Origin of the sequence: Peteryoungia rhizophila (genome assembly GCF_004912145.1) — a bacterium.
GTDB lineage: Bacteria > Pseudomonadota > Alphaproteobacteria > Rhizobiales > Rhizobiaceae > Allorhizobium > Allorhizobium rhizophilum.
Genome location: NZ_STGT01000008.1, coordinates 44,699 through 64,777 on the forward strand (window position 1 = coordinate 44,699; position 20,079 = coordinate 64,777).

9 protein-coding genes are annotated in these 20,079 nt (G+C 60.4%); 3 read left to right on the forward strand and 6 right to left on the reverse strand.

The window, feature by feature from the left end:
* Window positions 1-37 precede the first annotated feature (37 nt).
* Both E9677_RS23700 and E9677_RS23705 read right to left on the reverse strand, forming a co-directional pair.
* Window positions 38-1,216, reverse strand: coding sequence for an efflux RND transporter periplasmic adaptor subunit (locus E9677_RS23700; RefSeq protein ID WP_136560533.1), 1,179 nt, complete (start codon window positions 1,214-1,216; stop codon window positions 38-40).
* Between the two features lie 61 nt (window positions 1,217-1,277).
* Window positions 1,278-2,072: an alpha/beta hydrolase fold domain-containing protein gene (locus E9677_RS23705; protein WP_136560534.1), complete on the reverse strand. Its 795-nt coding sequence runs from the start codon at window positions 2,070-2,072 to the stop codon at window positions 1,278-1,280.
* A 147-nt stretch (window positions 2,073-2,219) separates the two neighbouring features.
* Here E9677_RS23705 and E9677_RS23710 point away from each other — a divergent pair, with 147 nt between their 5' ends.
* The 3 genes from E9677_RS23710 to E9677_RS23720 all read left to right on the forward strand — a co-directional run bounded on the left by E9677_RS23710 (window position 2,220) and on the right by E9677_RS23720 (window position 5,384).
* Window positions 2,220-3,158, forward strand: a complete 939-nt coding sequence (locus tag E9677_RS23710) for a LysR family transcriptional regulator (RefSeq protein WP_136560535.1) — start codon at window positions 2,220-2,222, stop codon at window positions 3,156-3,158.
* 136 nt (window positions 3,159-3,294) lie between these two features.
* Window positions 3,295-4,452, forward strand: coding sequence for an osmoprotectant NAGGN system M42 family peptidase (locus E9677_RS23715; protein WP_136560536.1), 1,158 nt, complete (start codon window positions 3,295-3,297; stop codon window positions 4,450-4,452).
* Between the two features lie 179 nt (window positions 4,453-4,631).
* Window positions 4,632-5,384, forward strand: a complete 753-nt coding sequence (locus E9677_RS23720) for a 4'-phosphopantetheinyl transferase family protein (RefSeq protein WP_205910192.1) — start codon at window positions 4,632-4,634, stop codon at window positions 5,382-5,384.
* Here the strand turns inward: E9677_RS23720 and E9677_RS23725 are convergent.
* The 4 genes from E9677_RS23725 to E9677_RS23740 all read right to left on the reverse strand — a co-directional run bounded on the left by E9677_RS23725 (window position 5,336) and on the right by E9677_RS23740 (window position 19,587).
* Window positions 5,336-6,568, reverse strand: a complete 1,233-nt coding sequence (locus tag E9677_RS23725) for a glucosamine inositolphosphorylceramide transferase family protein (protein ID WP_235883087.1) — start codon at window positions 6,566-6,568, stop codon at window positions 5,336-5,338. The two genes, E9677_RS23720 and E9677_RS23725, sit on opposite strands and share 49 nt — an antisense overlap.
* A gap of 382 nt (window positions 6,569-6,950) precedes the next feature.
* The gene (locus E9677_RS23730; RefSeq protein ID WP_136560538.1) at window positions 6,951-9,503 is read right to left on the reverse strand and encodes a condensation domain-containing protein; all 2,553 of its coding nucleotides are present in this window, start codon (window positions 9,501-9,503) and stop codon (window positions 6,951-6,953) included.
* Window positions 9,500-17,668, reverse strand: coding sequence for a non-ribosomal peptide synthetase/type I polyketide synthase (locus E9677_RS23735; protein WP_136560539.1), 8,169 nt, complete (start codon window positions 17,666-17,668; stop codon window positions 9,500-9,502). The genes E9677_RS23730 and E9677_RS23735 overlap by 4 nt, the downstream gene beginning before the upstream one ends.
* Entirely contained in the window at window positions 17,665-19,587 is a 1,923-nt protein-coding gene (locus tag E9677_RS23740; protein WP_136560540.1) for a non-ribosomal peptide synthetase, read from the reverse strand. Before E9677_RS23740 ends, E9677_RS23735 begins: the two co-directional genes overlap by 4 nt.
* Window positions 19,588-20,079: the final 492 nt, after the last annotated feature.

Sequence of the window (20,079 nt, forward strand, 5' to 3'; positions counted from 1 at the left end):
CTGGAGTTTCAGACGCGCCGGCGATGCCGGCACGACATCAGTTTTTGAGCGCGGTCTGTTCCTGCGGTGCGACGGTGACACCGGGTTGAATGCGCTGGAGGCCGCTGACGACGATGCGTTCGCCGGCATTGAGGCCTTTTTCCACGATGCGTTGGCCATCGACCAGGGAGCCAAGCTCGATCTGGCGGTAGGCAACGGTATTGTCCTTACCGACGACGAAGACGAACTTCTTGTCCTGGTCCGTCCCCACCGCCCGTTCGCTGATCGCCAGCTTGTCTTGCGCCTCGGACTGGCCGATGCGAATGCGGACGAACTGTCCGGGAATGAGGCGGCCCTGGGGGTTGTCGAAAAGGGCACGGACCCGGATCGTGCCCGTCGCCGCATCGATCTCGTTGTTGATGAGCTGCAGCCGGCCGCGGATCGCTGCCGTTGCGTCATCGGTCGTGATCTCGACGGGTATCTGATCGAGAGACCAGCCGCCCTCGATCGCAGGATCGGTGGGAAGGATCTGGCGGAGATATTCTTCCTCGATGGTGAAGGCGGCATAGATGGGATCGACCGAGACGAGCGTTGTCAGGGACTGGGAGGAAGGGCCTGATGCCACGAGATTGCCGACCGTGACTTCCAACTGACCGACGCGGCCAGAGATGGGGGCGCGGATCTCCGTGTAGCTGAGATCCAGTTCCGCGAGCTTCAATGCGGCTTCGGCAGACTGGAGCGCCGCGGCGGCGGAGGCATGAGCCCCGTGCCGCTGTGCCAGTTCACTCTTGGAAATGGTGTTGCGGGATAAAAGAGCGGTTCCGCGATCGAGCTCCGTCCTCGTCAGGTCGAGCTGTGCCTGGGCCGCGGCGACATCGCCTCGGGCGCGGTCGACAATCGCCCGGTAAGCTTCGGGGTCGATCGTGACCAGCGGGTCACCCTGCTCGACGAGGCCGCCTTCCTCAAAATGAACCGACTGGATTGCTCCGGCCACCCGAGCGCGGATCTGCACCCTGTCCACAGCCTCGAGACGTCCTGAAAACTCACGCCAGATATTGATCGGGCGGGGGCTGACGGTTGCGACGGTCACCGGAACTGCCGGCGGAGCCGCTGCAACCTCAGTGGCGGCCGCCAGCGCGTCCTTCGATTGATCGACATAGACAAATCCGCCGACAATTGCCAAAGCGGTCGCCATCGCGGAACCCCACAGGGCCGCGCTCCTGATCCTTGCGGTCATGATTATCTCCTTCGGTTCAGGCTGAACCGCTATGTTTACGGAAACGGACCGTGGTCCGCAGTCAGATTGGCAGCTCTTCCATGAACTGCGAGAATTCAGTCGAGAAGCGCGAGCACCACGCGCCACTCCTTCCTTCATACAGTCCTGTCCATCCGTCTTGGTCGGACAGGACCCTGGTCTTGACCGAGACGCCTGCCATGTGCAGGCGTTCCGCATAATCGAGGCCCTCGTCACGCAGCGGATCGTCGTCCGACGTCACGAGCAGGACCGGCGCTACGCCTACCAGTCGGGAACACAGACAAGGTGCTGCGTAGGGATGTTGATATCCGCAAGCCGAAGCCAGATACCTTTCCCAACCATTGGACCACCGTTCCCGCATACCGATCTCGTCGGCATGGCTGAACGACGCCGAGACCATGCGGGGATCAATCATGGGAGATAGGAGAACCTGCCCCGCAAGCTCCCCCGGCATCGCGTCCCGCGCCTTCAGTGCAAGGCTGGCGGCGATGTTCCCACCGGATTCATCTCCGGCCAGAATGACCGGCGAACGTGACGTCACGTAGCGCCTGCGCTTGGCGAACATGTACTTCAGGACCTCGAAACCCTGCTCCAGGCTCCCCGGAAAGCTATGTCCCGAAGGCGTGCCGCAGTCTGCCTCGACCACAAGCGCACCCGCCTCGGCCATTGCGAGAGCGGCAGGTGCATCGCTTTCCCGATCCTGCCTCGGGCCGAAGGCGGTCCCAGGAAGATAAAGGACCAGCGGTCGTGCGGTTGCTTTGCCCAGTCCTTCATAGACCCGATAGGTCAGAGGAATCGGCAATTGCCCCTCTTCGGTTCTCTCCCATCGTCTCGTCATCAGCCCGCTCTTTTCGCGCAGAGGAAAACCGGCTTTCATCTGCTCGCTATATATATTATTATCCTGAATGGCCGCACAAGTGAGGCATATCGGGAAACTCTGTACCGATTTTCGGAATAATGCATATAGTTTGAAGGGTTGGTTTCGATGGATCAGTTGTCCGCCATGCGGGTGTTCACCCGGGTTGTGGAGGCCGGCAATTTCTCAAAGGCGGCAACGTCCCTGAAAATGCCCAAGACCACGGTCACCACGGCCGTGCAGGCGCTCGAAGCGCATCTGGGCGCGAAGCTTCTCAATCGCACGACGCGTCAGGTGGTCGTCACGACCGATGGCGCCCTGTATTACGAGCGCGCCTCGCGCATTCTGTCGGAGCTTGACGAACTGGATGGAAGCTTGTCCAGTTCGCTGGCCCAACCATCAGGCAAGGTCCGGATCGCGTTGTCGGGAGGTTTTGCCGACCGGATCATCATGCCGGCGCTTTGCGATTTTCATATCCGTTATCCGGGGATCCAGCTCGATTTCGACATCGGTGATCGGATCGTGGATTACATTGCAGAAAATATCGATTGTGCCCTCAGGGCAGGAACGCCGAGCGACCAGTCCCTGGTTGCCCGCAAGGTGGCCGATCTCGAGCTCAGGACATATGCGGCTCCCCGCTATCTCGACAAGATGGGGATTCCGACGCATCCGCACGACCTTCGGAACGGGCACTTCGGGGTCGGCTACATGAAGGCCCATGAAGGTCGTGTGTTCCCCATGGTCTTCCGCCAGGGCGAGGAAGAAGTCCAGGTTCAGCTCGACTATGTCATCTCGGTCAATGAATTCAGGAGCTATATCGCCGCGGCGGCCGCAGGAATCGGAATCGCCCAGGCCATCGATTTCACCGTCCGCGATCATGTGGATCGTGGTGAACTGGTCGAAATTCTGGCTGACTGGCCGCGCGACCCTATCCCGCTCTTCATCGTCTATCCGCAGACACGCCACCTCAGCAACAAGGTTCGGGTCTTCGTCGATTGGTTGGCTAAAAGACTGCAGGATACGCAGAATTGCGAGATGCGGCTGAAGGCTCCGGTTTCGTCATCCTGAACGCCTGTGCAGGTTGCAAAGCCGTTTTTTCTGCAGTCCGCACAAGCCCGCAATCGGTCCTCGCAATACTCAGCTGCCTGATCTTCGCACCCATGCCCAGGTTGACCTCATCGGCATTGGCTGCGACAAGGCCCTCATGCAGACACCGATAAATATCGACCCGGATTATCTCAGGGCTCGGCTGAAAGCATTGCTCGCCATCCCGAGCCCTACCGGTTTCACCGACGAGGCCGTTCGGCACACGGCGCGCGAACTGGAGCGCCTCGGACTCGAGGTCAAGATGACCCGTCGTGGCGCAATCCGGGCCATGCGGCCGGGGGCTGCGGCGAGGCCTGCGCGTGCGATCGTCTCCCATCTCGATACGCTCGGCGCGCAGGTGAAGGCGCTAAAGGAGAATGGTCGGCTCGAACTCGTGTCGATCGGCCATTGGTCCGCGAGATTTGCCGAGGGTGCCCGCGCCTCGATCTTTTCGGCCAAGGGAACCTATCGCGGCTCTATCCTGCCGCTGAAGGCATCGGGCCACACGTTCAATGACGAGATCGATACGCAGCCGACAGGTTGGCGGCATATCGAGCTGCGCATCGACGCTCTGGCGCGTGACCGAAAGGATATCGTGCAACTCGGCATCGATATCGGCGATATCGTCGCGATCGATCCTCAGCCGGAATTCCTCGACAATGGCTTCATTGTCTCCCGACACCTGGACGACAAGGCCGGTGTGGCGATCATGCTAGCCGCGCTTGAGGCCATGCAGCGCGAAAACATTGAAACGCCTGTTGATACCTATTGGCTCTTCACCATCGGCGAGGAGGTCGGCGTCGGTGCCTCGGCCGCCCTGGTCCCGGAGATCGCCTCCCTCGTTGCCATAGACAATGGGACGACCGCCCCGGGCCAGAATTCCGACGAGTTCGGCGTGACGCTCGCCATGGCAGATCAGACCGGCCCCTTCGACTATCATTTGTCGAAGAAGCTCTACGAACTGTGTGGCGAACACGGCATCCGGGTGCAGAAGGATGTCTTCCGCTATTACCGCTCCGATGCGGCCTCGGCGGTGGAGGCAGGGCACGATGTGCGCACCGCGCTTCTGGCCTTCGGCGTCGATGCCTCGCACGGTTATGAGCGCATCCATCTCCATGCGCTGATGTCGGTGGCGAAACTCGTGGTCTACTACGTGGCGAGCGAAGTTCAGATCGAGCGTGATTCCGAGGAGGTTTCGGGCTTGCGGGGCTTTACCCGTCAGAGGGTAGCGCCTGCCGAACAGAGTCTCAGTGCGGACGAAGCTGACGAGTCGTAACGTCTTTCGATGCAGGGCTATCCACCACGTTGAACGTGTCAGGAGGGCGGAACTCGATGCCACTCATGGCCCGGCTGGTCTGGCCGATCGGAGGTGTTGACGCTTGATCTGATCCGCGACAGGTTGCGGGCCGGATCGAGGGAACCCTCCTGTTCATTGCCCGAAAGCTCTGATTGCCGATGCCAAGCGTAGTTCGTTCAGCAGGTCCTGTCGCGGTCGATATCTGGAATTGGTCTTTAGATGAGGCCTTTGCGGATCCTGCGGAAGCATATGCACTGCTTGCTGACAAAGAACGAGAGCGAGCCGAGCACTTTCTCAGGGATATCGATCGTCGGCGCTACAGTATGGGACGGGCGGGCCTTAGGCTCATCCTTGGGACCTATCTCGGCATTGAGCCGCGGGCCATCCGCTTCGCCTACAACAGCTGGGGTAAACCGCACCTCGATCTCTGCGATCGCGTAAAGAGGGTCCACTTCAATCTGAGCCACAGCGCCGGGGAGGCTGTGCTGGCCGTTTCGAGGCAGGCAGAAATCGGCATCGACATCGAAGAAATTCGCCCTCTCGAGGAAGATGTCGCCGGACATTTCTTTTCCCGGCCCGAGTGTGCCGCGCTCGCCGCCCTGCCGGCTGGGGAACAGCTGGCCGGGTTCTATCGGTGCTGGACCCGCAAGGAGGCCTTCGTCAAGGCACATGGGGCGGGCCTCTCCGTTCCGCTGTATGGCTTTGATGTTTCACTTAATGCGGAGGACGGGCAGCAATTGCTCAAGCGCCTCGACCAAGACATCGGCCTACTCTCCGACTGGGCGCTGCTCAATCTCGATGTGGTCGATGGCTTCCATGGGGCGCTTGCCGTGTGTTCGGCTGGGCGAAACGTCATGGTCCACTACCGCAGCAGGTCGGCCTGGTCCGCGAACATCGCGTCGATGACGTAGCGGCCGTTCGAGGCGTCCATGTGGTGGCACGCGATGATGCCAGGGGCGAAATCCGGCTTTATGGTTCGTATGCAACGCTCGCTGTAGCTATCGAGATCGAGTTCCTCAACCTCCATGATATTCAGTCCGTAGCCGTAGATGCCGTATTCATTGCGCTGGGAAGGGCGATAAAGTCGGCCTCCGTGCTCGAACGGACGACCGCCATTTCGCGCCTCTGTGCTGCCCATGACCACCGGATTGTTGCGGTGGGGTTTCAACCATTTGAGGTCTGGACCATCCACCTCGAAGACATGCAGTTCGCTGCAGTGATCCTCATAGGCATGGAATTCAGAGAGATTGGTGAAAAGCCACCACTTTCCGGCAAAGGGAAAAAGAGCAGAATCGGCCGAGGACTGACCTTCGAGGGCAGTCGCATGCAATTCCCAGCGCAAGGGAAACTCGACACAGCGCCAGACTTCCAGCCGACGCGCCTGGTTCGTCTCGGGGATCATGAAGATCCCGTCCGCGTGACGAAAAACGAAAGGATAGGAGAGATGATGCTCCGCCTTCAGGGCGATGCCCATTGTCTCCAGCCTGTCATCCACGAGCCGCCCGACTGCTATACGCCCCTTGAAATTGCTTGGTGTGTAGGCCTCGTAGAAAACGTAGGTCTCTCCATCATGCTGAAACAGGAAGGGATCGGCTCGAATCTCGTCATCGTCCGGCTTCAGCAAGACCGCCGTTCGTGGGTCGAAGTCTTCCGGCGGGCCGTTTCCGACGAAGAGCGCCCAAGGTGGCGCTCCGATCTTGAACTTGGTCTCCGCCGCTTCACGCCCCCGCGCCAGCAGGTTGCGTCCCACACTGGCGGTGTAGGGCAATAGTTTGCCGAGGCCGGGGGGCTGGGGCGCCGGTCTGGCGGTGGACGTAGACAGTGTGGTGATAACACGCGTCTCCGCAAGCCTTCGCAGTTCCCGCATGACCAAGGTCACTGCACGTTCCTTGATGAAGTCGGCATTGCGCACGGCGCTGAATTTCGTGTTGAAATCTGCGGTCGCTAGCGTTTCGGCCCCCCGATCACCTGCCCGCCACACGGTTATGCTCAAGTTCGTCGAAGGCTTATTGGTGATCACCTCTTCATAGCCGTACCAGTCTGCATCGCCGCTTGCTTCATCGAGAAAGGATAAGCGCCATGTTCCGAAGGGCAAGGCGGAGAAGGCATCCTGAGGTGTGGCCAAAGGAGAGATTGCGAGGACTAGATCCAGTTCGTTCCCCCAGTCCCGATCAGGCAAGTCGTCGAGGGTGATGAAAGGAAGATCCGCAATCCCAGGGCTTATTGGAACGTAATCCGGCTGGCGTCCCAAGGTCGATCGTTCTAGCGTTGCGGCAAGCCGAAAGGCGGCTGGTGCCGCGGCCCGCTTTGGGGGGCAGACGATGGCCGATTGCAGGCAAAATCGGTCGTCAGTGAGAAGACGGTCGATCAGGGCAAGCTGCCAGTTGTCGAAGCCGTGACGGCGATCAGTCAGGAGCCCGATCCGTAAGGGTACGTGTGCTGCCTGACCAGATGTTCTTGCTGAGGATGCATCCAGCTCAATTGTTTCCGCCAACGAGACGCTCCTCCATTGCGCTGGCCACTCGACGCATCCCATCGAGCGTGAGCGAGTCCTCGTGCCACCCTTCCAAGTCGATCACGGATGCTTTGCCGGCGACCGCCTCGTTCCAGCCGAACAACAGTTTCCGTGCACGGGCGGGGCTCGCTTCACTGCGGACGAGCAGCAGCTCTCCGATTGGTTCCGCCTTGAAGTTCCTGGCCGTGCGCACAAGGTAATTGGTGACAAGAAAATTGGCTGTCTCTTCCTCACTCGCTCTGGCTCGGCCTAGGCTGAATGTTCCAAGCAACCACTTGGTCACGCGGAATTCCCTTAAGAAACTACTAGGCTTCATCCTGCCGGTCAGAAGCTTGCGAATGAAATAGATGGTGCGCTTCAGCCGCTGTTCCGCGTTCCAGACACGCTGGGTCAGCCATGGCAAGGAACGAACGTAGCCGGGGGCCCAGGCATCGATTGCCGCGGTGAAGGCGACATTCACGCCAGACTGGCGCAACTGGCGCGTCACCTCGAGGGCCAGGATCCCGTTGACGCACAATCCGACAATGCCGACCGGCCCGGCACCCCTCGGAATGTCCATTGCGCGGATCGCCGATGAGGCAATGTCCTCCAGCTTCGCGTCGCTCGACAGCTCGGCCTCCGATGCTGCGAACATGTTGACGTTGTACACCGACACGGCATCGCTGAGCCGGTTGGCGAGCTGGTAGTAGAGGAAAGGGTGGTTGATTGTGTAGACTGCACAAGCGCCCGTTCCCCGCTTATAATCGTTTCGCTCCCAGGCTGGTGCACGTGCAGCGACCGGCACAGTAGGGTCGGATACGGCTGGGCCAAACACTGCATCGGCAAACCCCCCAAGGGTCGGTTGCTTGAAGAGCAAGGTGAGCTCGGGCTTTGTGCCGAAACGATCCTTTACCGCCGACAGCATGCGGAGTGCCAGGAGCGAATGTCCACCGAGCGCGAAAAAGTCGCCCTCCGGTCCGACCTTGTCGACATCGAGGACCTTTGCCCAGATCTCACCGAGAAGTTGTATGCGCTCGGGGGGCGAAAGCCCGGTCACGTCTTCCTGCCCGGCGGGGGCGATGTCGAGCACCGGCGCGTGGCTGTCTGCAGCCGGAGCCCGGGCAGGGGCCGAGGCGACAGTTGTGCCGTTTGCGTAAACGGGCGATTGCTGCCCCAGCCGCTTGGTCGACAGCGTTGCTGCAGGCGCGCTCAGTGCCCGTTCGTAAACATCCTGCCAAAGTTGCAGGATGCGTTGGATCGTGGACCGGTCGAAAAGGTCGGTATTGTATTCGATCGACATGCGCCAGCCGGACGGGAGACCGACCATGGCAAAGCTGATGTCGTGGACCAAGCCCGGTGACTGCGACGCCGCACTCAGCAGCTCGAAGTCACCGTACCGACGGTCTTCCAGAAAGGCCTTGGACAGATTGAAGTTGACCGAGATCAGCGGATTGCGGGAGGCATCCCGCACCGGGTTGATGAACTCGACCAGTTTGTTGAAGGGCATGCGCTGGTGGTTCACTGCGGCACTCACCGACTGTGTTGCGGATCGCAGGTGATCGTTGAAGTGCATATCCGGTCGCACCGGGAGACGAAGCACGAGGTTGTTGATGAAGACACCAATCATCGGTTCGAGATCGGACTGTTCGCGACCGGCGATCTGGGTGCCCAAGACGATGTCCTCGGCTCCGGTGACGTCGTGGAGGACAAGGCTGACGATAGCGACACCATAGGCAAACAATGAGACCTTTTGCTCGCGCGCTGCGGCTTCGATGCGCTCGCCGAAGTCCACAGGTTTGACAGCAGACAAGATGTCGCAACTTGTGGTCTTGATCGCGGGCCGCGGATGGTCGCTCGGAATCTCGAAGTACGGAGCATCTGCTAGTGTTTGCTTCCAGAAATTTCTCTCAGCCTCGAAGCCGTAGCTTGCGAGATATTCCTGCTGCCACAGAGCGAAGTCACCATATTGCAAAGGCAGGTCCGGTAGGATGGGAGTGCGCCCCACCTCGATAGCGGATGCTATCTCACCGAGCTCTCGTCCCAATACGCGGATCGACGAGCCGTCGAAGCAAGTCTGGTGAGCTGTGATCAGCAAGAATGCACGATTGTTCTCGACCATCAGCAAAGTGACGCGAAAGAGACCAGCGCGCGCGAGATCGAATGGTGCGGATGCTGTCTCCTCGCCGATGGACAAAATGCGCTTATCGCGCTGCTCCGCAGGCATGCTCCTGACGTCTATGACCGAAAGCTTGAAGTCTGTGGCATCTACGACCTGTTGGTACGGGCTGCCGCCTCGCTCCACGAAGCGCGTGCGAAGGATCTCGTGGCGTTGGATAATCTTCTTGAAGGCCGCCTCAATCGTCGACGCCTTGAAGGATCCCCGAATTTCCCAGCGAACAGCCACGTTTAGGGCCGGATTGCCAGGCCGCAATTGATCGAGAACCCAGCACCTCAGCTGCGTTTGCGTGCAAGGAAATTCGCCGATGATCTCAGGCGTGGGACTTGATGCGGTTGCCTGGCTTTCCTGCTGTTTCATGATAGTCTCTCCGTCCTGCGTCGTGCGCCATTCCGGAAGCTGGCAAGCGAAGGTAGCTGGTAGACGACCCCTCCGACAGCCGGCGCTTGCTCGGCGATTTCTCTAGCATAAGCCGCCAACTCAGCAATCGAAGGATAGCGGAGCAGGTGTTTGGCTTCGAGCGGCAAACCTGCATCGAGCATGCGCGCGGCGATGCGGAAAATCGTCAGGGAGTCAGCGCCGAGCGCATAGAGATTGTCCTCGACACCGAGCGATTCAATGTCAAGCACTGGCTTCCAGATCGCCATGAGCCTTTCTTCCATCTGCGTGCGCGGTGCGGTCTTGGGGCTTGGGATTTCGGCCTCGCCGCGACGCAATTCGCGTGCCTCGAGTGTCTTGCGATCCAGCTTTCCATTTCTCGTCAAGGGCAGTTCCGTTTCCAGAGACCAGACGGCAGGAACCATGTAGGCCGGCAGGCGAGCACGAACCGCGTTAGAAAGTTGCGTCGGGTCTGCTGCCGGGGTGCCGACGTCGGCGACGAAGTAGCAGGCCAGAACGAGCTCGCCTCGGCCGTTTCTGGCGCCGACAACGGCGCATTGGCGCATGCCTTCGACCTGCGAGACGACCGCCTCGATGTCACCGAGCTCGATGCGGAAGCCGCGCAGCTTTACCTGGTTGTCCCGGCGGCCGAGCAGCTGCAGGGAGCCGTCTTTGAGCCGCCGCCCGAGATCACCCGTCTTGTAGAGACGCTGCATTTGGCCAAAGCCGATGTCGCGCGAGACAAAGGCTGCTTCGGTGAGTTCGGGTCTGTCGAAATAGCCCTGAGCCAAGCCATCGCCGCCGATGAAGAGTTCGCCGGTGATGCCGGGAGGAGCGAGACGTCCATCCGCGCCCAGGATGTGCAGCTGCGTGTTGGCAATCGGGTGCCCGATGGTAATCGGTGCTTCGCCGTCTTCTATATGTTCGACAGAAGACCAGATCGTCGTTTCGGTGGGGCCATACATGTTCCATAGGCTACCCTGCATGGCGGCAAGTGCCCGGGCGAGAGCCTTGGGCAGGGCTTCCCCGCCGCACAGCTTCTTCAAGGGGCTTTCGCCATCGAGGCCGGCTTCGACGAGCATCTGCCAGAGGGTCGGCGTCGCCTGCAGGATGGTCGCCTTGCTGTCCTTGATCAGCCGTACGAGGGCAAAGCCATCTTCGACCTCGGCGCGGTCGGCGATGACGACGCTGCCACCCACAACAAGAGGCAGGTAGAGTTCCAGGCCGGCGATATCGAAAGAAATCGTGGTCACGGCGACGATGACGTCGTCGGCGGTGAAGCCCGGTTCTCTCGCCATGGACAGAAGAAAGTTCGTCAGCGACCGATGGGAGATGGAAACACCTTTCGGCGTTCCCGTCGAGCCGGAGGTGAAGATCACATAGGCTGTCGCTTCAGTGTCGGTCGGCAGGCTCTCCAATTCCACGCCGGATTGGGCCGCAATGCTGCCGGCCACCTCATCCAGGCGGATCGTCACCATGCCGTCGGTGGCGAGCGCCGCTGCGGTCTCGTTCCCGCAGACAAGGGCGGCCGGTCTTGCCGCAGCAAGCGTCTGGCGCAGCCGTGTCTCCGGATGGCCGGGATCGAGTGGGACATAGGCGTGCCCGGCCTTCATGATGCCAATCAGTGCCACCAGCATGTCGATAGATCGGTCAACGAGCAGGGCCACGCGCTCGCCTTGCCCTGGGACTGCCTTGCCGAGATGCCGGGCAAAGCGGTTGGTTCTCGCCTCGAGCTCGGCATAGGTGATGCATTTTTCTCCGTGGCGTGCCGCGACGGTTTCAGGAGTCGATTGCGCCCTTCTTGTGATGAGCGAGAATGCGAATTCATCCTGGGGATACTCCAAGGTGCTCTGATTGAGGTCTTCGGACAGCCATTTCATCTGCTGCATTGACAGGAGAGGGAGATTGGTCGCGGGACGACTGGTGTCTTCTGCCAAGGCCGAGATCAGCGTAACGAGATGGCTGGTCCAGCGCTCGACCGTTTCGCGGTCCAGAACGTCGGCATTGTAGTCCACGTCGATCCTGATGCCGTCCTTGCTCTCGATCATGTTGAGGAACATGTCGAAGTTTACGAACAACTTCGGATTGGGAACGATTCTGATTTCCAGCCCCTCGAAGTCAGCGTTCGCCGCGATCCGGTCGAAATTGAACTGGATGCCGGTCAGTGGCAGGCGGCGCTGATCGCGCTTGACCTGCAGCGTCTTCACCAGTGTGCCATAGGTGTAATCTTGATGCTCGAACGCCTTGAGGACCAGCTGTTGTGTGGTCTTCAGGTGGTCTTCGAACGGGGCCGCCTGATCGACCGTCTGGCGGATCGGAAGGAGGTTCACGCAGTGTCCGACAAGAATGCGTTCGTCGAGCAAGCTCTGACCGGCAGACGGTACTGCAATGACGACATCGTTCTGGCCGGACAGGCGCGCGAGCATGACCTGGAGCGCTGCCAGCATAGTCGAAAACATCGTGGCTCCCGTCCGCGCGCCACGTTTCCGCACCGCAGTCGTGATGTCCGAGGGCACGATGACCGTGCAGGTGCCGCCGGCAAAGCTGCGCCGATCGGGGTAGGGGCGATCGTAGGGCATATCCGGGAGCTCGGGCAGTTCCTTGTACTGCTCATGCCAGAACTGCGAGCTCGTCGTGCTGACATCCGCGCTGGGCGCATGGTTCTCGGCGTAGTCGGAGAAAGACATGGCAGGCTCCAGGGAGAGCTGTTCCGCCTTCAATGCCGCGGAATAGGTCGCGGCGAGTTCATTGATAATGACGTTTAGCGACCAGCCGTCGCAGACGATGTGATGCGCGGTGAAGACCAGCACATGACGGTCCGGCGCGAGCGCTACGAGGTAGGCTCGGGCTAATGGGCCTTCGACCAAGTCGAACGGGGTCTTCGCGTCGGTCTCGATCAAGTCGTCGAGAGCAGCTTTTGCGTCGTCCTCTGCGGTCAGGTCCACGACATCGACCGGGAGCTTGAAGTCGGAGATGAAGCGGAAACGCTCGCCGTTTCGGTCGAAATGGATGTGCAGGGCGTCATGCCGGGCCACGACCATATCGATAGCGGCAAGAAATGCCGTGCGTTCTAAGGGCCCCGTCAACGCGAGAGACAGGGATACGTTCAAAGAGCAGGAGGCTTCGTCTCCCGCCTGAGCGGCCAGCCAGATCTCGGACTGTGCTTCAGTAAGCGCCACACTTTCGGCGCGGACCGCCTGGTGCAATGTCGGTTTGGGCCCACGATCCGGTGCAGGTCCTGGGCCGGCGAGTTCGCTCTCAACCTTGGGGGCGAATATTCCGACGCATTGCAGAGCATCAACCGCATCGCGAAACGCCCTCGCGATCGTCTTGAAGTCGTCCTCGGTATGGGCGGTCGTCAGGAAGCATGGATAGCCATCCTGGATATGAATGCCGTTCATACGCAGATAGGGATAGAGCAGGCTGCCCAGCGGATCCTGGTCACTGAAATCCGTGACGAACCAGCTCTTGTAGCCGCGCAGGCAGGGCGGGACGCCTCGTTTGGCCAGTTCCGAATTGATCTCCTCGACCAGGGCTTCGGTGCGTTGTGCGACACGGTCGTAGAGAGCCGAACCTTCGCCCCTGATATGATGAAGCACGGCGCGGGCTGCTGCCAGAACCAAGGGATGGCGTATACCTGCGAAGAAAGTTGGGACCACCTCAGGTGCGGAGTCGTCTCCGTAGCTCCAGTGGCCGCCGTCAAGGGCATCCATGAACCGCCTGTTGCCAGCCAGTACGCCGATTGGCATTCCACCGCCGAGGACCTTGCCATAAGCCGCCATGTCTCCCTTGATGCCCCAGATAGCCTGCACGCCGCCTGGGTCGACGCGGAAGCCGGTGATCACTTCGTCGAAGACGAGCGCGCAGCCCGATAAATCCGCGATCTTGCGCAACTCGGCCACGAAGTCGCGTGGCCTGAGTTCGGGGTGGCGGCTCTGGATCGGCTCGATGATGACCGCAGCGAGATCCTCGGCATTGGTCCTGATCCAGTCGAGGCTTTCCGGTGCGCCATAACGCAGTACGATCATGTTGCCGACGGAGCCGGATGGAATTCCGGCCGCGATGGGCAGGGCAATCGGCTGGCTCGACATCGCGCTACCCTTGATCAGAACTTCGTCGAACTGGCCGTGATAATCGTTGGCGAAGACGACGATGCGGTCGCGGCCGGTGACGGCACGGGCGAGACGGATGGCTGCCATGACGGCTTCGGAGCCGGTGTTGCAGAAGGTCACGCGTTCATGGCCGGTCATGGCGCCGAAGAGCTCGGCGACTTCGCCGGCGAGCGGCGTCTGGGGGCCGGTGGCAAAACCATCTTCCATCTGGACCTTCATGGCGTCGACGACGAAGTCCGGCGCATGGCCGAAAGCCGTCTGGCCGAAACCGTTGACGAGGTCGATGTATTCGTGACCGTCTATATCCCAGATGCGGGCGCCCTTGGAGCGGTCGCAGACCACGGGGAAGATCATTTCCTTCCATTCGGCTCGAAAACCGGAGGCTGTGCGGGGATCTGCGAGCCGGGCCCGGTGAGTCTGGGTGTAGTCCTTGGACCGCCTGTTGCGGTTGGAATAGGCGAGGACCAGGTCGTTGATGAAAGCTTGCTTTTCAGGGGCGATGTTCGGCTTGGGCTTCGATCCTTCCTGCTGATGGGGGCGGTAACGTTCTCCGCCGATCTCCTCGGCGGAGCGGCTCCCCTGGATGACCTGCGGCGTCGCCGTAGCCTGTGGCGCGGCCACGACGCCTGCCGCGACAATCGGCGGGACCATTTCCGGAGGAGCCGTCGCCACCACGGCCGCCGGCGCTGATGCTGCGCCGTGGAGGAGCTGGAACTGTTGGGCAAAGAGGTTCTGCGCGAGGGATAATTGCGATTGCAGCAGCGCTTCGAGGCCTGGACCGACCGGGATCTTGCCCAACTGCATGGTCTGGATGCCGTCGGCGATGCCCGAATGCGGCGCAGATAGTGGGGCCGAGATTTGCGGCGCAGCAGGGGCCGTCGCGGGTTGGGCAGCGAACGGCTGCTCGGCGGCTGCGGGCGCTGAGGTGAACGCACCCTCGACCTTTGCCGGCTCGGGTGGCAGGCTCTGGTCCAGATGCTTTGCCAGGGCTGCGACGGAGGGAATGTTGCCGAGCAGTTCACGGAAGGAGATCTTCACCCGATACTGCTTGTCGATCTTTTGAGCGAACTGACCGATGAAAAGGGAATCGAAGCCGAGGTCGAGGAAGCTGTCGTTGACGTTGCCGGAATCGATGGGTTCGCCGGACATCTTTCTCAATAGGGTTATGAGCGCAGTCTCCAGCTGTGGAGTGCGATCGGCGACCGTGATGCTGCTGACGGCGTTCATGGTCTCCACCTCAACTTTTGCGAAAGGTTCGCTCTTGATACTCTCGGGTTCTGTCTGTCTTGCGGGTTGGGCAGCGCTAGCCCTCCGTGCGGATGGAGGAGCGTCGATCCAGTACCGTTGCCGCTGGAAGGGATAGGTCGGAAGGGGAACGGCCTTTCGGGTTATGTTCGGCGGGCCGGGCCAAGGGAGTTCGCTGCCCGCCATCCAGAGGCGGGCATGGGCGTCGGCGACAAAATGGAGCGCCGCGGCGGCGTTGTCATGCTCGGGAAGGGACTGCACGATGGCCGGCAGCTGGTCGCGACCGATGGTCTGAGCGGCGAAGACGGAAAGGGTTCGGCCAGGGCCTACCTCCAGAAGGATGGGGCTCTGGTTCTTGCACAGGGCGACGAGGCCGTCTGAGAAGCGAACGGGTTCGCGACAATGCCGCGACCAGTAGTCCGGAGATGACCCCATCGCGTCATTCTGCCAGTCTCCGGTCACGCAGGAGATGTAGGGAATGGTAGCGCGACCGTAGGTCACCTTCGATGCGACATCGCGCAGTGCGTCGATGCAGGGCTCCATCATTGCGGAATGAAAGGCGTGCGAAGTATGCAGTCGGCTGAATGCAATGCCGGCCTTTTCAAGCCTGAAACACAACGCTTCTATGTCGTCGAACGGACCCGAGGCCACGCAAAGCTTCGGCGCGTTGATCGCAGCGATTTCCGTACCACCGCTGAGATACTCGCGGAGAACCTCAGGCGCCGCGCGAACTGACAGCATCGCGCCGGGCTTCTGATCCTGCATAAGCTGTCCACGGGTCGCTACAAGGGTCAAGGCATCCTCGAACGAGATGACGTTTGCGAGCGTGGCCGCGACGAACTCGCCGACACTGTGTCCGATCATGGCTGTTGGCCGCAGACCACGGCTCATCCAGAGCTGAGCGAGAGCGTATTCCACGAGATAAAGGCAGGGCTGCGCGATCCGGGTTTCCCGTTGCTCCGCCGCCATCGCGCTGCTGACAGCGCCGGCATGGCAGATGTATTCCTTGAGATCGATGCCGAAACGCATCTTCAGGAGTTCGGTGCCGCGATCGATCCAGCGGGCAAACTCCGGTTCGCCGTCATAGAGGGCTGCTCCCATGCCGACATATTGCGCGCCCTGGCCGGGGAACATGAAGACGATCGGGGGCGGTTGATCCTCGGCGGTCGCCGTTGCCAAGCCGTCCCGTCTGAGGGCCTTTATGGCTTCATCAACCGTGGCTGCCGAAATGGCTGCCCTCGTTTTGAATGCGTGGCGGCCCTGCTGAAGCGTGGCCGCGACCGCCTGCAGGGAAATGTCGCCGTTCGTTTCAAGGCGATCTGCAAGGTTCCTGCGCATCTCCGACAGTGCCGGCTCCGACCGGGCGGAAAGCGGCAGGATCATGGGACCGGAAAGCTGCTCGCGCGTTTCGGCCCGTTTCGGGGCCTCCTCCAGCACAACATGGATGTTGGTTCCACCGACGCCGAAGGCGCTTACGCCCGCGCGACGCGGCGTTGAGCCCGAAAACCAGTCCGTTGTCTGGCGTGGAATGTAAAACCGGGTGTTGCCCAGATCGATCCGGGGATTGGGTTTTTCGTAGTTCGGCATCGCCGGGATCTTGCGGTGGTGCAAGGCAAGCGTGGCCTTGATCAGCCCCGCCACGCCAGCGGCTGCATCGAGATGCCCGATGGATCCTTTCAGAGATCCGAGTGCGCATGTCTCCTTCTTTTGATGTGCGCCGGTAAAGGCTTCTTTCAGGCCGGAGAATTCGATGGGATCGCCGAGAGGCGTTGCCGTTCCATGGCATTCGATATAGCCGATGGTCGCCGGGTCGATCCCGGCATGGGCAATCGCGGCGCTGATGGCATCAGCCTGTCCTTCCGCACTCGGGGCGGTAAAGCCGATCTTGTCGGAGCCGTCATTGTTGACGGCGTAGCCACGGATCGTCGCGTAAATCAGGTCGCCATCCGCAACTGCGTCTTCCAGGCGCTTCAGGAGAACCACGCCTGCGCCGCTGCCGAAGACGGTGCCGGAAGCATCGGCATCGAAAGGACGGCAGATCCCGTCGCGGGAAACCATCCCACCTTCCTGATAGATATAGCCACGCTTCTGGGGAAAGGTGACGGAGACCCCGCCCGCCAGCGCTACGTCGCAGCTGTAGGTCAGAAGGTTCTGGCAGGCCTGGGAAACCGCGAGCAGTGATGTTGAGCAGGCCGACTGCAGCGTGAAAGCCGGGCCGCGCAGATTGAACTTGTAGGCAACCCGCGTGGCAAGAGCATCGCCCAGAGAGCCGATCAGCTGACTGTCGTGACCGATCGGATAGTTGGAGGTAAGCTCCTCCACAGCTGTCCGATTGGCGAGAACATTGTTCAGGAGATAGGTTGGTATCGAGCAGCCGGCAAAGACGCCCACGAGGCCCGGGCACCTGTAAGGATCGTAGCCGGCGTTCTCAAGCGCTTCCCAGCATATCTCAAGGAAGATCCGGTGCTGTGGATCCGTCAAGGCCGCCTCGCGGGCGAACATGCCAAAGAACTCGGCGTCGAAGTGATCCACGTCCGCAAGGTGAGGGCGGCATGCAACGTAGTCGGGCGATGCACGTTCCTCGCCGGTGAAAGCATCCTCAAGTTCGTCCGTGGCGAAAGTGTGAAAGCCGCTGGCGCCGCTTTCAACGAGGTTCCAGAGAGCTTCGATGTCGTGCGCGCCGGGAAACCGTCCCGACATTCCGACAATTGCGATGCCACCTGCGAGATCAGGATCACCTGCGGGGTCGGTGTCCGGATTGATGCCATTCGGTCGAGTATCGACGTTCATGGGGTGCTCCGGCGGAATTGCGCCATCGTTCTGCGTTGAAGGGCGGCGCGCTGATCGACCGCCGCTGCCCGGGAAGGCGCCTGTTCACGGCCGTCGAGAAAGCGTGCCATGTCGCGCACGGTGGGATGCTTGAAAAGCGCTAGTACCTCGCAGCGCTTGCCGAGTTCGAGTTCGAGGCCCGCATGTACCCGCATCAGCTGGAGCGACGTGCCGCCCAGATCAAAAAAGTTTCGATCGGCCGGAACGACTTCAAGCCCGAGGGCGTCTCGCCAGAGCCGTATAAGGACTTCTTCGGTGCGGCTGTACCCAGAATCTTGCGCGGCGTGTTCTACCGCGGGCAGAGGTAGGCTCGCTCGGTCAATCTTCCCAGCCCGTGTCAATGGGAATTCCGCCATAACGATGGCATGGCTGGGTATCATATACGCTGGCAAACTGTTTCGGAGTCTTTCCATGACTGACGGCACAAAGTTTGCGTTCGACAAATCCTGACTGTCGTTTGGGCGCAGATAGGCGATAATTTGCTTTAGTCCTCCGCATTCCCGACATTCCACAACAGCCTCCGCAAGCCGTGGGAATCGACGGAGGGCCGCTTCTATCTCTTCCAACTCAATGCGTTTACCGTTGATCTTGACTTGTCGGTCGCTCCGTCCGCGGAAATAAAAAGCCCCGTCCTCGTCGACTATGGCGAGGTCTCCTGTCAGATAGCAGCGGATCGTGCCCTGCGATGTTTCAATGGAGATGAATCGCTCGGCTGTTAGGTCAGGTCGATTGAAATATCCGAGTGCCAGCCCATCGCCTCCGATGGCGATTTGACCACTTTTTCCTGGGGGTAGAACGTTGTGATTATCGTCCAACAGGAACACCGGAGTATGGGCGATAGGTTTGCCTATCGGTAACTCGGCCGCAGCAAAATCAGAGGGGACCGTGAAAGCGGTAGCAACACATATCGCCTCGGTGGGGCCATAGACATTTGTGAGGACGCAGTTGGGATGGGAGGCGATGAAGCGTTTCACATGCGGTGGTGAAGCTACCTCGCCGCCAAAGCGAATTTGTCGTAGGCTGGGCATGGCTTCGTGGATGTAGTCTGCGAGGAGGTTGAACAAACCGGTGGTAAGCGTACCGCTGGTCACCCTGTGCTCGGTAATCAGGTCTCTTATGTCAGTCACGGAATAATTCGACTTAGACATAATCACGAGTGTCGCCCCGTTCAGCAGTGCACCCCAAACGTCGAGGGTAGAGGCGTCAAAAGAGATTGTTGACGAGTTGAGGACCACATCTTCAGGGCAGAAGTCGACGTAGTTCTGTTCGAGAACGAGGCGCGTGACGCCGCGGTGAGGAACCGACACGCCTTTCGGGCGACCGGTCGAGCCTGAAGTGTACATGACATAGGCCAGGTCCTTTCCTTCGACGTTCGGAAAGCGGGACGCGTCACCTGGGCCCAAGCATTGCAGTACGGTGGACAGGTCCACAATGCGACTGCCGGAACCGCTGATCGCGACCAAATCCGGATTGTGATGGCGAGTGGTGAAGACTACCTTGGGGCTGCATTCCTCCAGAACATATTGAAGGTGGTTTGCCGGATAAGCGGGATCGAGTGGGAGATACGCCGCCCCGGCTTTCAGGATCGCGAGTTTGGCGACGACCGTCTCCAGCGAGCGCGGGACGAGCAGGCACACAACGTCGCCCTTTTTGACGCCGCTGGACAGAAGGTAGGTGGCGAGACCGTCCGACTGTGCGTCGAGTTCACCATAAGTGAGGCGGGCATCATCGCAGATAAGGGCCAACGCATCCGGGAATGCCGCGGCGTGCTGTCTGACGACCTCCGGCACGCCCTGGCTCCTGATGTAACGGGTCGGTGGACGAGTGATGCCGCCACCCGTCTGTCTTGATCTTCCCACGACGTCCTGAAGTTCAGCCATCTGTCGACCCGCTCCATTCGCTTGCCTGTGCCGCTTCTGGTCAACGCGGCCGTGCGGCCGAGGGCCCTGTCGGCAAGGCATTCCCCACTCGTGAGAATTTCACGGGACTGTGAAATGAACATTTGGTCATTGGGATGAAATGGGTCGGCCGACTAGCCCTGATCTAATCCGTTTGGCCAATCAGGCGGAACGCTTCCCCGAACCGCCGGCCGGAAAGGTGGAGGCTGTGGATAGTGAGTACAAGTCTAGGGGCTTTGAGCGTAGTCTGAGCCGTCGAATGCATGGGCAAGCGAATGCGTCCTGGCCAGAGGCCAACCTCGGGCCCTCGGACGATGTTTCCCTTCGTCTCTAAACCTCAACGCAGAATACTAACGAGAGCTAACCGGAAAGAAGTATCTAATCCAGATTCCTACCACTTTTGGACAGTTTACGGTGTAGAACTTGCCCTAGATGATCTATACAAAGGGTATAGGTTTCTGATTTTTTTAATGA

Bases quoted from the DNA above. Each gene is read 5' to 3' on its own strand.
- E9677_RS23700 (WP_136560533.1), bottom strand. From the start codon at position 1,216: ATGACCGCAAGGATCAGGAGCGCGGCCCTGTGGGGTTCCGCGATGGCG.
- E9677_RS23720 (WP_205910192.1), top strand. From the start codon at position 4,632: ATGCCAAGCGTAGTTCGTTCAGCAGGTCCTGTCGCGGTCGATATCTGG.
- E9677_RS23705 (WP_136560534.1), bottom strand. From the start codon at position 2,072: ATGACGAGACGATGGGAGAGAACCGAAGAGGGGCAATTGCCGATTCCT.
- E9677_RS23730 (WP_136560538.1), bottom strand. From the start codon at position 9,503: ATGAAACAGCAGGAAAGCCAGGCAACCGCATCAAGTCCCACGCCTGAG.
- E9677_RS23735 (WP_136560539.1), bottom strand. From the start codon at position 17,668: ATGAACGTCGATACTCGACCGAATGGCATCAATCCGGACACCGACCCC.
- E9677_RS23710 (WP_136560535.1), top strand. From the start codon at position 2,220: ATGGATCAGTTGTCCGCCATGCGGGTGTTCACCCGGGTTGTGGAGGCC.
- E9677_RS23715 (WP_136560536.1), top strand. From the start codon at position 3,295: ATGCAGACACCGATAAATATCGACCCGGATTATCTCAGGGCTCGGCTG.
- E9677_RS23740 (WP_136560540.1), bottom strand. From the start codon at position 19,587: ATGGCTGAACTTCAGGACGTCGTGGGAAGATCAAGACAGACGGGTGGC.